At 44.4% G+C, this 14,142-nt stretch carries 16 protein-coding genes and 2 pseudogenes; 1 reads left to right on the top strand and 17 read right to left on the bottom strand.

Annotated elements, in window-relative coordinates; translation table 11 throughout:
- Nucleotides 1-19: 19 nt before the first annotated feature.
- From JCM10519_RS22640 to JCM10519_RS22615, 7 genes and pseudogenes are all read right to left on the bottom strand, one after another.
- Nucleotides 20-1,310 (bottom strand): annotated as a pseudogene (locus tag JCM10519_RS22640) (dihydroorotase).
- A gap of 62 nt (nt 1,311-1,372) precedes the next feature.
- Nucleotides 1,373-1,789 (bottom strand): threonine/serine exporter family protein, encoded by a 417-nt coding sequence (locus JCM10519_RS22635; RefSeq protein ID WP_054742075.1) that lies wholly within the window; start codon nt 1,787-1,789, stop codon nt 1,373-1,375.
- A complete protein-coding gene (locus tag JCM10519_RS22630; protein WP_054742073.1) occupies nt 1,786-2,598 on the bottom strand; it encodes a threonine/serine exporter family protein in 813 nt (270 codons plus the stop codon). The genes JCM10519_RS22635 and JCM10519_RS22630 overlap by 4 nt, the downstream gene beginning before the upstream one ends.
- A gap of 172 nt (nt 2,599-2,770) precedes the next feature.
- A complete protein-coding gene (locus JCM10519_RS33100; protein WP_347845187.1) occupies nt 2,771-3,238 on the bottom strand; it encodes a hypothetical protein in 468 nt (155 codons plus the stop codon).
- Complete coding sequence (locus JCM10519_RS33095; RefSeq protein WP_347845186.1) at nt 3,174-3,359, bottom strand: MBL fold metallo-hydrolase; 186 nt, start codon at nt 3,357-3,359, stop codon at nt 3,174-3,176. Before JCM10519_RS33095 ends, JCM10519_RS33100 begins: the two co-directional genes overlap by 65 nt.
- Before the next feature lie 149 nt (nt 3,360-3,508).
- Nucleotides 3,509-3,766, bottom strand: coding sequence for a hypothetical protein (locus JCM10519_RS22620; protein ID WP_347845185.1), 258 nt, complete (start codon nt 3,764-3,766; stop codon nt 3,509-3,511).
- Between the two features lie 396 nt (nt 3,767-4,162).
- A complete protein-coding gene (locus tag JCM10519_RS22615) occupies nt 4,163-4,492 on the bottom strand; it encodes an MmcQ/YjbR family DNA-binding protein (protein ID WP_347845184.1) in 330 nt (109 codons plus the stop codon).
- 105 nt (nt 4,493-4,597) lie between these two features.
- Between JCM10519_RS22615 and JCM10519_RS22610 the strand changes: the two genes are divergently transcribed.
- Nucleotides 4,598-5,167: a nitroreductase family protein gene (locus JCM10519_RS22610; protein WP_054742071.1), complete on the top strand. Its 570-nt coding sequence runs from the start codon at nt 4,598-4,600 to the stop codon at nt 5,165-5,167.
- Between the two features lie 91 nt (nt 5,168-5,258).
- Here JCM10519_RS22610 and JCM10519_RS22605 read toward each other — a convergent pair whose 3' ends face one another.
- From JCM10519_RS22605 to JCM10519_RS22565, 10 genes and pseudogenes are all read right to left on the bottom strand, one after another.
- On the bottom strand, nt 5,259-5,639 hold the full coding sequence (locus JCM10519_RS22605; RefSeq protein ID WP_054742069.1) for a zinc-ribbon domain-containing protein: 381 nt from the start codon (nt 5,637-5,639) through the stop codon (nt 5,259-5,261).
- 614 nt (nt 5,640-6,253) lie between these two features.
- Nucleotides 6,254-6,532: a flagellin gene (locus JCM10519_RS33090; protein ID WP_347845183.1), complete on the bottom strand. Its 279-nt coding sequence runs from the start codon at nt 6,530-6,532 to the stop codon at nt 6,254-6,256.
- Nucleotides 6,513-7,757, bottom strand: a complete 1,245-nt coding sequence (locus tag JCM10519_RS22600; protein WP_347845182.1) for a flagellin — start codon at nt 7,755-7,757, stop codon at nt 6,513-6,515. Before JCM10519_RS22600 ends, JCM10519_RS33090 begins: the two co-directional genes overlap by 20 nt.
- 113 nt (nt 7,758-7,870) lie before the next feature.
- Nucleotides 7,871-8,074, bottom strand: coding sequence for a carbon storage regulator (locus tag JCM10519_RS22595; RefSeq protein WP_054742067.1), 204 nt, complete (start codon nt 8,072-8,074; stop codon nt 7,871-7,873).
- Nucleotides 8,075-8,449: 375 nt separating this feature from the next.
- Nucleotides 8,450-8,923: a tyrosine-type recombinase/integrase gene (locus tag JCM10519_RS33085; protein WP_347845181.1), complete on the bottom strand. Its 474-nt coding sequence runs from the start codon at nt 8,921-8,923 to the stop codon at nt 8,450-8,452.
- A 537-nt stretch (nt 8,924-9,460) separates the two neighbouring features.
- Nucleotides 9,461-9,672, bottom strand: a pseudogene (locus JCM10519_RS33080) (DUF378 domain-containing protein).
- 54 nt (nt 9,673-9,726) lie between these two features.
- Nucleotides 9,727-11,241: an AAA family ATPase gene (locus JCM10519_RS22580; protein ID WP_054742130.1), complete on the bottom strand. Its 1,515-nt coding sequence runs from the start codon at nt 11,239-11,241 to the stop codon at nt 9,727-9,729.
- Between the two features lie 14 nt (nt 11,242-11,255).
- The gene (locus tag JCM10519_RS22575; RefSeq protein WP_054742058.1) at nt 11,256-12,575 is read right to left on the bottom strand and encodes a VWA-like domain-containing protein; all 1,320 of its coding nucleotides are present in this window, start codon (nt 12,573-12,575) and stop codon (nt 11,256-11,258) included.
- Between the two features lie 67 nt (nt 12,576-12,642).
- On the bottom strand, nt 12,643-13,623 hold the full coding sequence (locus JCM10519_RS22570) for a leucine-rich repeat protein (RefSeq protein ID WP_054742056.1): 981 nt from the start codon (nt 13,621-13,623) through the stop codon (nt 12,643-12,645).
- Nucleotides 13,624-13,712: 89 nt separating this feature from the next.
- The coding region (locus tag JCM10519_RS22565; protein ID WP_347845180.1) for a glycosyl hydrolase family 18 protein at nt 13,713-14,142 on the bottom strand (430 nt) is incomplete at its 5' end.

Raw genomic sequence — 14,142 nt, 5'->3', positions numbered from 1 at the left:
TCTTATTGATCCGGTAAATTCAGTCTTTTTCATCCTGGTAAACGATCCGGCCGCCGCAGATGGTATATTTCACCTTTCCAAACAATCTTTCTCCCGTAAACGGGGAATTGGAAGACTTGGATGCATATTCTCCTACCGTCCATTCCTCATTGGGATCAAAAATCACCAGATCCGCAGCGTTTCCTTCCTCTATGCAGCCAAACTCCAGCCGGTACAGCTTCGAAGGATTTAAGCTCATCTTTTCCATCAGCTCCATCATAGTCAGATGTCCGGGCCGGACTAAGTTTGTCACACCCAGCCCCAGTGCGGTTTCAAGTCCTATTATCCCGCTCGGAGCCTCGGTCAGCTTCTTTGACTTTTCCTCTGTACTATGGGGAGCGTGGTCCGTTGCAATGATATCAATGCTCCCGTCCTTTAATCCCTGGATAATGGCCTTGCGGTCCTCTTCCGTCCGAAGGGGAGGATTCATTTTTGCCAGGGTTCCATGGGTTAATACCGCTTCCTCTGTCAGGGTGAAATGATGGGGCGTCACCTCTGCATATACATTGGCCCCAAGCTCCTTTGCAAGCTTCACCATCTTAACGGAAGCAGCGGAGCTGATATGCTGGATATCCACCGCCGCACCGGTGTGAAGGGCGATCATGCAGTCTCTGGCAACAAGGCAGTCCTCTGCCAATGCAGGGGAACCAAAGATTCCAAGCTGATCAGATACCTTACCATGGTTGATCCCATTATTTATGATAAAAGCAGGGTCCTCCTCATGAAAGCTCAATGGAACATTCAGCTTTGCTGCCCGCTCCATGGCTTCCTTAACCAGCTTCTCATCAAGGAGAGGAATCCCGTCATCAGTAAACCCCACCGCTCCATTGGCCTTTAATTCCTCCATGTCCGTCAGTTCTATCCCATGAAGGCCCTTAGATACGGCTGCTGCCTGCAGCACATGAATGCCTGTTTTTTTCCCCTTCCCGCTGCACATATTGAAGGATTTCCACATTATCCACAGGAGGCCTGGTATTTGCCATACAGACAACCGCGGTAAATCCGCCTTTTGCCGCCGCTCTGGCTCCAGTCTGGATATCCTCCTTATAAGTAAGACCAGGATCACGGAAATGAACATGGACATCAACAAACCCTGGGGCAACGATAAAACCGGAAGCATCGATTACTACATCCTCCTTTGAAACAGGAACGGCATCCAGCTTAAGCTGTTCTCCCATACCGGCAATCTTCCCATCTGCGATGCAGATATCCATATTTCCTTCCACCTGGTTCCCAGGGTCTACTACATGAGCATTTTTAATCCAAATCATCATCTATTCCTACCTTTCTCTCTTATCTATCGTCCACTTTCTCCTGTTTCTTTGCAGCAAATTTAAAAAAATCTCTGGGGCAGCTCAAAAACGAATACAATACCAAGCACAATGGCAACCGCCACCTTACACGCAAGAAAACCGGTCCGGACAGCCAGAGCCAGTTCATCCGTCACAATATAATAAGCCGTCCAGTATATTCCCGCCCCAGGTACCAGAGGAAAAATACCGGATATTAAAAATATGGTGACAGGGCACCGTTCCCTTACGGCAAAAGTCCTGGAAAGAAAAATTACCACAATAGTGGCCGCCAAAGCGGCTGACGGAGCAGACAGGCTGTTCATAAGCCCCCCATAGACCAGCCAGCCTGCTCCGCCGATCAGCCCGCAATATGGATAAAACCTGGCGGGAACCCCAAACAAAAGTGAAAAGGCAACCGTTCCCACAACCGCAGCAGCAGCTTCCAAAACCACGCTCATAGAAGTACACCTCCCGTCAGCCGGTGGAACAGGCTGAATACCAGTCCAACCCCTATGGCAATACAGAAAAATACCAGCAGTGCATCAAGCATCCGGACAGAGCCGGAGATATAGTCCCCGTCTGCAATATCCCGGATGGCATTGGTAAAAGCAACCCCCGGAATCAAGGGCATGATGGAACCAATGATCATAAAATTCAAATTCTCCCCAAAATGAAGCAGATAAAGAACCGTACATAAAAAGGTGACCAGAGCTCCTCCTCCGATGTTTCCTACGATCTTAGAGAGATGGGGCGCGCTTAGAAAGATCACATATACATATAGAAGAATCCCTGAGCCAAAAGCTGATAAGCTGTCTCTTAAGTTTCCTCCAAACAGATAGCAAAAGCAGGCGCTTCCAAGGCCGGAAGCGAGGATCTGCATGGTTTTGGGTTTTCCCGGCATGACCCGGATCTGATCCAGCAGGCGCTTCACATCACCAGGACTTAAAAATCCTGTCTCAATTTCCCTGGAAAGCTGATTTACCGCCGCAACCCGGTCCAAATGGGTCCCGCTCACCGGAATATGCTGGACCTTTGCAAATATTTCTTCTATCTCATTGCCTGAGGTCATAAAAATCCCATTGCTGAGGACAAAGAAATTCCCGGATTTGATCCCATAGTGGAGGCAGATACGGTCCATGGTCTCCTCCACCCGAAAGATCTCCGCCCCGTTTTCCAATAAAATATGACCTGCTTTCATGGCGGCCTCTAAAACATCTCTCTGCTCCTCAGGGGTCAGCCCCCCTGGCTGTTCCTTCTCGTTTTCCATAAAACCCTGTCTCCTACCCGATTTCAAAGCTCTCCCCGCCTTCGCGGATCTCCACAATCCGTTCCCGGTAAGGGGCTGAAATATCCATGCCCTTTAACCTGCCGATCACAGAAAAATCCCCCAGAAGTGCATGGGAAATGCATGGCTTACCCGGACTTTTCTCATAAATTCGTCAAAGCCCAGCAAAAAAAGCCTTCTCCTGTCTGGGATCCAAAGGAAGAAAAGCTGCATCTATATGCATGCCTGACAGCTTGTCCACTTCTTCGGAATACTGCTTTGCCATTTGGTCGTTCCAGCTTTCCGGCTCCCCTTCCCATCTCCAGTTGTTTAAATCTCCGGCATGGTAAATGGTCTTTCCCTCCGCTTTTATAAGGAACGCAACACCTTCATCAGTAGAGCGGAGAGTGAGAACCTCTGCATCCGCCTTTTCTTCCTCCGTGACAGGGCCTGTGAAATTCCCTTCTGAAACGGAAAAACCAATCCTTTCCCCAGGCTTCATAAAGACCACTTCATCGAGAAGCTCTTTGGGCAGCCGTCCCTTTGAAATATCATCAGAAAGAATATACCTGGTTTTCTCATGCTCCTTTATAAGCTCCAGAATTTTTTTCAGAATAATGATCTCCGTGCCGGTGGCTTGCAAAAACCAGCAGAGGTTTCTTAACACTGATCTTTGGCAAAGTCCCCTCTGTATAATCAAACAGCAGGCTTACTGTCTCAAGCTCCGCCAGAAATGCGCTGTGATGGATATAAGTGATTTTCATTGGAAAAGGCCTCCTTATTTTATAGCTATTTGGGAGAATTATATCACAACAGCTATCACTCTGCATAGCAGGTGAACGCAAAAAGAGCGGGGACAATTGTCCCCGCTCCGTAAATTTGGCATTCCTGACCGATCCGGTAATCCTGCCGATTAGTTAGCAGCTTTTGTAGATTCTACTTCTGCTTTTGCAGACTCTGTTTCTGCTTCATCTGCTGCTGCATCTTCGTTGCTCTCTTCTTCAGAAGATTCTTCTAAAGTAACATCTTCTGCATCAGACTCTTCTACAACTTCTTTAGATTCGTTCTCTGTTGTAACTTCTTCTGTTGTAGCCTCTGTTGTAACAGTAGCCTCTGTTGCTGCTGTTGTTTCTGCAGTCTTAGTGCTTCCACATGCAGAGATAGATGCCATTGTTAATACGGCTACGCCTGTAAGTACCAGTTTTTTTTGCTGTTAATTTCATAATTATTCTCCTCCTTGCGACTACATAGGTATTATTGTTTCATGTATCTGTCGCGGTTTCATGTTGTCCTATGACCCTGAAACTGAGTCTCAGTTTAACACCTTAGGAAAATAAAGTCAATGATTCCAACTTGCTTTTTTCCCCAGTCAAAAACTGGCAGAATCTAAAAATTAATTACAACTTGCACCGTGTATTTTCACAATAAATTATGAAATTATGCTCTTGAACTTTTTTTTATTTCACAGTTTTTCATTTTGTCCACTCTAAAAACTTAACAATAATTATATATAAATCAATATTTTTTTGTTTAATTTAACTACTGTTTTCCCGGCAAAGCAGGATAGTCAGATGGTCAGATCAAAGCTTTCCCCAATCATTCTCCTGATGTCTTCTTCCGGTACGGATCCGTCAAGAAGGATTGTGTTCCAATACTTTTTGTTTAAATGGTAACCTGGAAGCACGCCGGAAAATGCATTTCTCCAAAATTCCACCCACTCAGGATCACATTTTAAATTAATGCAGGCCAGTCCATCCCGTTCATAAATCCAGGCAAATACCTTTTTGTTTTTTCTGTGCCGGATAACGGCCCACTGGTGGTCACGAAAGGGATAATCTTCGTAAACATCAGCATAGCTTAGGCAATAAGCAATCAGTTCCGCTTTGGTTTTCATCATATTCTCTCCCTTCCTTCCCCTTGTCCATTGCAGAACAGACCAATACCTGCTATACTTTTATAATAAGAAAACGGATAAAATACAGACAAGACAGGAGGAATTTATATGTTAAAAGAACTGGTTTTAAAATGCCGCACCTGCCGCCGGTTTTATGAGGATGAAGCAGTTTCCACGAAAGACTTGAGGGAGCTGGTGGATTTAGCCAGGCTCACCCCCTCAACAGCCAATTCCCAGGCGTTAAAGTTCCGGCTTTGCAACACCCCGGAAGAAAATGCCAGAGTGTTCGATACCCTTAGCTGGGCCGGTGCTCTGCCGGACTGGGACGGCCCTGAAAAAGGGGAACGCCCATCTGCCTACATCATCATTCTATGCGACTTGTCCCTTGGGAAAAACAAGCTGTATGATGATGGAATCACTGCCCAGACCATCATGCTTGGAGCAGCGGAAAAGGGATATGGCGGATGTATATTTGGGACTGTACGGAGAAATGATCTGGCAGACGCTCTTTCCATTGATCCTTCCCGGTACTCCATCGACTTAGTTCTTGCCCTTGGAAAGCCCAAAGAACAGGTGGTCATTGTCCCGGTGAAAGAAGACGGAGATACCCGCTATTACCGGGATGAAAATCAGGTGCATTATGTTCCCAAAAGAGCCCTTGATGATATCATCATTTAGCTGAAACAGGAACGGCTCATTCTTCTTCTCTTTAAGCTCCTTTGCTTGGGCTGGAGCCAAACGGCGGGGAGGGGACATTCTTTCCTCCCTCTTAAAGCCTCTGTCCGCATTTGGGGCAGTACTCAAAATCCTCTGCGGTTTCATAGCCGCAGTGAGAGCATTGCTTCCGGTTCCAGTCTGAGGTCCTGCGGCCTGACTGCACCAGAGTTAAATCCTGCTCGCTAATATCCACGGATTCCCCATGGTTCAGTCTTTTCCCTTTTTCCGGGTCCAGCTGGTAAATAGTATTACAGCAGGACATCTGGACGTAATAACGTCTGTCCCATTTTATGAGGGGAATGAAAAAAATACTGAAATAGCTGTAAGTCATAAACACCTGATATCTGCCATAGCCTCCGCACAGGCCGCAGATCACTGTTTTGGTGTAATCGAGTATTTTCTTTCCCTGGCTCATGCCGCATATGAAAAACATAATTTCCTCCTGAAATGAAACGTTGATTTTTTATGTGTATTATGCTACAATACAGTTAGAAAAGGAACAACCGTCCACAAGGCGGTTGACCGTTATAGAAGAAGAAATTCCACCCTCTCAACTGCCAAGTATCAGGGTGGTTTTTCTATGTATGGCTACTTACAAAATGTAAAAACGAATGTAAGTAATGCTAAAAGGAAAAGGCCAAAGGTCAATAAATCCTTAAAATCAAAATTATTTTGACTTTTCATAGACATCATCTCCATTCTTATAGAATGAAGGACAACACACCCTGTAACACGATTGTTCCATGTTAATATTCTAGCATAATTCTATATAGCTGACAACTTATAATAGTCCAGGTACATGGCAATCAGCTAAGGTGCTTTCGTACTGCTATAAAACACTTATCTATTAAAACCTTTCTATATAAAAGAGGATTAAACGGTCTATAGATCTATAAACATAGATATAAGTCACAATATGTGGGATAACGATTGTATCATTGCCCCATAAAGGAGAAATTGCAAAGCCAAAAATGCCGCAGAACGACTAGATTATAGTCATTCTGCGGCACCTTTCTTATTATGCTATCAGATACAGAACAAATCTGATTACTTTAATAACTGCAATACACCTTGAGGTACCTGATTTGCCTGAGCCAACATTGCCTGGGATGCCTGAACAAGAATATTATTCTTTGTATATGACATCATTTCCTTAGCCATATCAACATCTCGAATACGGCTTTCAGCCGCAGTCATGTTCTCTGAGGTAACACTTAAGTTATTTATTGTATGTTCCAAACGGTTCTGAAGGGCGCCAAGGTCACCACGGGTAGAAGATACTGTGTTAATTGCATTTTTAATTAAATCAACCGCGTTTTTTTGCACCTGATTGAGTACCGGCATCAACAGCACTTAATCCTAAAGAAGCGGTTGACATAGAGCCGACCTTAACGGTGAGCTGGTTAAAACTCTCTGCACTGTCACCAATCTGCAGTGTTAAACCGCCGCCTGCGGAAAGTCCTGTACCGCCAGCAAGAACATAATCTGCAGTTCCAAATGTATCTGCGGCTGCAGCCCCTGCCTTTCTGGTTCCTTCAAAGCTGACAGACATATCTGCTCCTGATTTAGCCAGCATGTTGTTGATTTCTGCTGCCGTATATTCCTTATTAGAATCCAGACCAAGTGTTATATCTCCAGTGGCATCTATAGAAACTCCCTGATTTCCAGCAGTAGAAAATGTAAGTTTTCTTGTATCTGCTCCTGCATGATTTGATGTTATGGTTACCCCCGTAGTGGCATTAGTAAAGCCAGCTTTTTTTGCCTCAGCTGCTGTACCAGTACCAAAAGCTGTAGTCTGAGCACCACTGGCAGCGGAGAATGTAATATCATCATCCAGTTTTACCTTAATGTTCTTTGCCGAATCTGGTGCACCGCTGGCATTTTTTATTGCATTATTAATATCTTCCTGAGTAATTGAATTATCTCCTGCTGTGTTGCTCTGTAATGAGAAAGTAAGCTTTGAACCATTCCATGAAGCAGTAACTCCAGCACCTGCATCTGCACCTGCTGTTGCTACAAACTCCACGGCAACTCCGATATCAACTCCGCTCAATTCATATTTAAATGCATTATTCTTTGCTGTACCATCAGCAGTAACAGTAACACTTGCTCCCGTTGTCCCTGTTCCCATAGAACCATCCAGCAATTTAATGCCATTAAAGTTTGTTCCCTCAGAAATACGATCAATCTCATCTTGCAAAGATCTTACTTCCTTTTGAACATTTTCGCGATCCACAGCATCCTGATAAGTGCCATTTGCAGACTGGTGGGCCAACTCTATCATACGATTCAACATAGAATGAACCTCTGTCAAAGCCCCTTCTGCTGTCTGAATCAAAGAAATACCGTCATTAGCATTCTTCTGAGCGGTCTCAAGACCTGTAATCTGTGCTCTCATTTTTTCAGAAATAGCAAGGCCAGCCGCATCATCGCCTGCACGGTTGATCCTGTAGCCAGATGATAATTTCTCCAGATTTTTGGAAACGGTATTATTGTTTCCTGTTAAGTTCCTATAAGAGTTTAAAGCCGCAATATTGTGTTGAATTCTCATATGTATTACCTCCTTGAATTATGCCGGGGACTTCCTTTTCCCCCGTGTTTCTTTTTATTTATTCCAAACTTCCCATTCGGGCCCTGAATAAGAAGCTGAAACCAGTTTTCCTTTTACCATCTCATGCTCTTTTCTTTCAAACGCTTTAAGCATTGGGGCATTGGATGGCGTTTTTCATATATCTCTCCTCTGACAATGGAAATATCCTTGGGGGCATCAATAGCAAGTCTTAAATCCCCCTCCACAGAAACTACCTGAATGACAATATCCCCATTGATGACAAGATACTCTCCTGGATTCCTTCCTAACGATAGCATTCGCATCGCCTCCTTGTTATTCTGCAAATTACAGTTTGTTTAAAAATTAACATATTTACAAATCTTCCCAGAATGTGTATTACAACAAGTGCCTTATAACGATGAAATGACGGATATTTGCAGGAAAGTAAAAAGAATTTTCAAAAAAACGCTTATGAAACCTTTCGGAATGACGATATATGAAATAGTACAGAAATTATGTGTTTATAAGGACAAAATAAAGCAAATCAACTTTCTTTATGTTCTTATAATACACATTATCAGAACATACCGATCCTTTTTATGAATTATCCCGTAAGAATTACAAATACTTTTTATAAAATCAAAGGCGCAGCATCATGACCATACTTTGCCATGATGCTGCGCCTTGTTTTTTTACCATGTAACGATCCTGTCAATGAGGCTTTGCTGCTCCGTTGCCGTTCTTCTCAAATAAATACGGGTAGTCTCGATGCTTTCATGCCCCATTAGATCCGCCAGCAATGCGATATCATTGCACTTATCCAGAAAATTCTTTGCATACCGGTGGCGAAAGGAATGAGGATAGACAAACCGTGGGTCAATCCCGTATTTTTCCGCATAGCGTTTCAATTGCAGCCCAATCCCTCTGGTTGTAATCCGTTCTCCAAAACGGTTTAAAAACAGATACCCGGAGGTAATATTTACCTCCTCCAGCCATTTTATAGTCTCTTCCTTTAATTTCTCAGGAATATAGAGTCTCCGGATTTTTCCGCCCTTTGAATAAAGATCCAGATATCCCATTTCCACATGCTCCACCTTGATCTGGATCAATTCACTCACCCTTGCTCCCGTAGCAGCCAGATACCATACAACAAAATACCATTGCATATTCCCATCCTGCTTTAACCGCTTTTTTAAAAATTTATAATCCGCATTGCTTATCACGTTTTCCAGAAAATTCTTTTGCTGTATTTTGACATTTTTTTAACTGCAGCGGTTCCTGCCTGATATAAAGCAGATATTTATTAATAGCCTGAACCCTTAAGTTTACTGTCTTCGGCTTATAATACTCCATTAAATATCCTTTATAAGCCAGAAGATTTTCTTTACTTATGTTCTCGTAATGGGAAAAATAAAAATTTATTGCAGACATATAAGAGAATATGGTGCTTTCTGATAAATTTTCTTTATGAAGATATGATTCAAACTGCGTTTGTATTTCCATCTGTGATCCTCCGTTCAGTAAAATTTGGTTTTAATGAGCCTTTATATTAAGGATATCATAAAATCCAAATTTTCCTTATTCTTATGTAAATAATGAAAGGCTCCCCGGCAAGCCCAGGGAATATCCCGTAAAATGAGCGAAGGCATTGCAGCATGATAAATGGTCCGCCCATGCTGCAATGCCTTTGTTTAAATCATCTGCTATCCTCTGCGCCTGCTTCTGAACGGCCAAAAAAAGGTAAGCAGGTACAACCCGCAAATTCCTACCAGAGCATACACGATTCTTGTAATCCATGTCATGCTTCCGAAAATAAATGACACCAGGTTGAAGTTAAAGAAACCTACCAGCCCCAGTTAACCGCGCCGATAATGGCTATGGTCAGAGCTGTATAACTCAATGCTTTATTTCCCATGGCACTACCTCCTTTTCTTTCTTTATTATGGAGAAGCTTTCTGGTTTTTATACATTATTTTCCCAAACTATCGATCCTGGCCTTTATTTCATTCTCCTGGTCCTTGAATAAAAGCCGCTCATTATATTGATAATATCGTTCACAATCGTACTCTTTTAAAAATTTAACGCTGTAATACCCGGTATTTAGTTCCGTTATAAATACCACCATTTCCTGCCCGTCCCCAAAGGCAGCTTCCATGAAATCAAAGGCATGCTCCAGGGCTTTTCCTCCCTCTGCCAAAAGCGTCTCATACCTGGCGTTTTCTTCCTCAAACATCTCCCGTATCCGGTTCCAGGCCGACTCATTCTCTCCGGCTTCTTCCATTCGGAGGGTTTCCTCATACTTAAGGAGAATGGCTTCCACATCCCGGCGCAAATAATCTTCTCTTCTGTTTAAAAGGCCGGCTTTTCTTTTTCTGTCCCAATCCTCATTCCAACGATTCCTTAAGTCTGCAAGGCGGGCTAACATGGAGGTATCCGGACCGCTGCCGGTTTCCGGGCTTATTTTCTTCAATTCTTCCATTAAAAAGCCGGTTCTGTCTCCCTGATCGGACACAGAGCGAAAGCTCTGACCCAGCCTGGACAATAGAAGGCCGATGACATTCAGCTTCTCATCAAAAGGCGCCCGCTTCAGCCTGTTGCACAGGCTCTCTCTAATAATGCCGGACAAAATCTCATCAATCTGATAATCATCCCGGTACTTATAGTATAGCTCCAGATAGTTTGTGAAATCCTTGGCAATCATAGGAAACTGGATATACTCTCCCACCACATCCCGGTCCACCTTTTTGCCCAGGCGTTCATAAATTTCAATAAATTTTGATAAGTCTTCCCAACCCCTGGGAGTGGCGAAAAACTTTCCATCAACAGTCGTTTCAATCCGGCAGAAGTATTCGGTTCTGGTATTCAGATAGGAAATGACCGCCGGATGCAGGGCCTGCTCATAGGCGTAGGCCTTCCATACCTCAAAATCAGGCTCCACATAGATAAGCTTAATACGGTCTAACGTAACCACATCAAAATCCCGGACTGACTTGTTATATTCCGGCGGATTTCCCGCAGTAACGATGATCCAGCCTTCGGGAATCTTATGGTTTCCGAAGGTCTTATACTGGAGAAACTGGAGCATGGTCGGCGCAAGGGTTTCGGACACACAGTTGATCTCATCGATAAAAAGGATCCCTTCCTTAAGGCCGGTGCTCTCGATCTTATCATAAATAGAGGCCACGATCTCGCTCATGGTATATTCTGTTACACGGTAAGTATTTCCTCCATATTCCTTTTCGTTTATAAAAGGAAGTCCTACCGCACTCTGGCGGGTATGGTGGGTGATGGTATAAGCCACCAGTCCGATCCCGCACTCCCTGGCTACCTGCCCCATGATCTGGGTCTTTCCCACTCCCGGAGGTCCCATGAGAAACACCGGTCTTTGCTGGACCGACGGTATCTCATAAGCGCCGTATGCATCCTTTAGCAGATAGGCTTCTATGGTATTCTTAATTTCTTCTTTTGCTCGTTTAATATTCATATTAAAATCTCCTGTCATGTAACTTCCAGATCCTCTTCTGTCAGGATCACCTTCATCGCCCAGCCCGGTACGGAAATATCCTCATACTGGTCCTCCATAAAGACAAAGGCCGTATCATAGGGCGGCATTTTCACCGGATATATTCCTTTTCCGTCGGTAAAATACAAAAGACCCCGGAGCTTCTTAAAAGCCCCTTTGCTTAAAAGTCCGTTCACATATTCGAAAGCCGGACGGAAATCCGTCCCTCCAAATCCGGATAATGAAAAATTTTCCATATAATTTTCCATCTCCTCCCTGCTTGTAATGGTCACATCAGAGCGGATCTCCTCGTCACACTGGATGATATGGATATTGACCTTACGGAAATAGCTTTCCGACTCTCCAAGGACGCCGTAGGTTTCCTGAAGGAAATGCCGCACCAGATCCCCGGATACGGACATGGATGTATCGATCACAATTACAAAGTCCTCAATTCTATAAACTTCTTTTGTTTCCAGGGGCTCAATAAGAGGCATATTCCGGTAAAGAGACATGCCGTAAGTATAAAACACGGGATCAAAGGAATCCGGGTCGATCTCGGCCTCCTCCCTTAACACTGCAAACTTTCTTAAAAACTGCTTGTAATCATATTTTTCCCGGTTTTCTATCCTCACTTGTTCCAGAAGGTTTCTTGACGAATCCTCATTTTTCTCTCCAAAGGACTCCATTTCTGTCTGCATCGTTTCCCTGATGTTCTGCCATTTATTCTGGCGCTCCATCTGAAATCCCGGAGGAGCCTCATCTTCCCAACGTTCATGGTTGTCCACATAAAATTCTGCCGCCATTCGTCCATATTGTTCTGCGGTCAGTTTCATATCCTGAAGCTCCTTATAAATCCCTTCAGCCGTAAATACCTTTCTCTTTTCTGCCAGCCTGCCGTATACCTCCCTTCGGTAAGAAGTCTGGTGCCGGTAAACGGGTTTTACATAAAATCCATCCAATATGGATTCAATGGTGATATCACATGCCAGATCCCAGTATTCTTTTTCCCGTTCCCCTTTTCCATTCAAATGGCAGAACAGGCAGTGGAAAAGCATATGCAGATAGGCCCTGTTCACCAGGGCCCGGCTTCTTTTATATATGGAAAACAAGTGCTCCGGCTGATAATAGATCACAAACCCATCTGTCCCCACACCCCGGCCTGTCCAGTCAGCCTCAAATCCAAAGCTGCTTAAGGCCACATCCAGATAGCGGAAGCTTAAATAAAGTTCGTTGCGGGCATTGGTCAGGATCTCATGGCCCAGTTCTACCTCTGCCAGCTCATCAAGCTGCCTTTGTCTCACCGGATCGATCATGTTTCCACCCTCTTTCTGTTTTATTCTATACAAGGAAGGACGATTCACCTTGCCTTCATTAAGTAAGTTATGTCAGGGAAAACTTCCGTTTCCCTGCCGTAAAGCGTTGGCGGCGGAGATTCATAAGGATACTTAAAAGCTCAGGCTTATCTGCACTTGCCGCCATATCGACCATTCCATCGAAGTCCTCCTGCTTATGACCATACTCCATGGCAAGCCAGAGGAAAAGGGACGGGTCCTTTTCCTTAAGCGCCAGTCCCGCCGCTCCTATAAAGTGCTCCTTCAGGTAAGCCTCGTACACCTCCCTGTCCCTTTCAAGAAGTTCCACAGGAGTAAATAGCCTCCCCAGAACCAGGGCTGCGGTTACCCGCTCCGGCTCCTGCACCAGGATGTGAGGAAACAGGGCGTCGTATTTATGAAACTGAAACTCCGTCTTGTCAAAGCAGTAACGGTACATATGCCCGCAGCCATGCATTTCCCTGAGGATGATTCTGGCTGGCGTATGTTCCACAGATTCCTCAAACATTTCGGGAAAAACCAGCCTTGCATTCCCTTTACTGCTATAATAGTTTACATAAAGTTCCTGCCGCAATTCCGCCAGCAGTTCTTTCATGCAGGAGCGTTCTCCATCGATCATATGAATATCCAAAAACCGGATTCCCGTACAGCCGGTAAAAAGTCCTGAACCTACATCAAAAATGGAACTAAAGCATTCCACTTGGCTTAACTCATAACAGTTATAGAATGCATAGTTTCCTATTTTCCTAATCGTATCCGGTAAATATATCTCTTTCAGCCTTTCACAGCTTATCTCCGGCGGAATATCCTTTTCTTCTATTTCAATTGGGTTGCCTTCTTCATCGCACAGGCGTATCTCTTTTCCTGCCGATGAAAGCATCTCTTTTTTCCCCCAGCCATCAGAAAATGCATAGGCAGCCAGTGACCTCACCGGCAAACCCCCGATTTTCTCAGGGATCCGTATGGAACCATCATATCCCCGGCAACCCAGAATCCGTACATGGTCATCTGTAATCTGATATAAAAACATCCTGAAATCCTCTCCACTAACCGTTTAACAAATCAATATAACAGAAAAATGGAAGAATTGCAACGGACTTTTCATGGAAACTGGTAAAATCAGTCTCCAATCCTTTTAATATCAAACATCTGCTCCAGCAATAGCCAGTTCGCCCGGAAAAACTGCATGAGCTGCCAATATCCAGCCCCAGTCAGGCCAAACTCCTTGATTAAGTCAAACTTGGCCTTATAGCTTCTCACATCCTCAAACCACACCTCATGCTGAATTCCATACTGCCAATAACGGAAATATGGGGACATGGCAACTTCGTCAAACTGGATCTCCACGCCATGGTCAATGGCAATCTGGACCGCCTCCAAGTTATTTATGGTCCTTGCCCTTGTCACCCCTCTCTCATAGGGCAGTGGCCAGTCATACCCGTAATTGGGGATTCCAAGACTGATTTTTTCTGTGGGGATGGCTGTCACAGCATATTCTACCACTCTTCTGACCATGTTGATGGGGGCAACGGCCATTGGGGGGCCGAAA

It is taken from the genome of Clostridium sp. NkU-1 (assembly GCA_001312405.1).
This window is presented reverse-complemented; position numbering and strand designations above follow the sequence as displayed.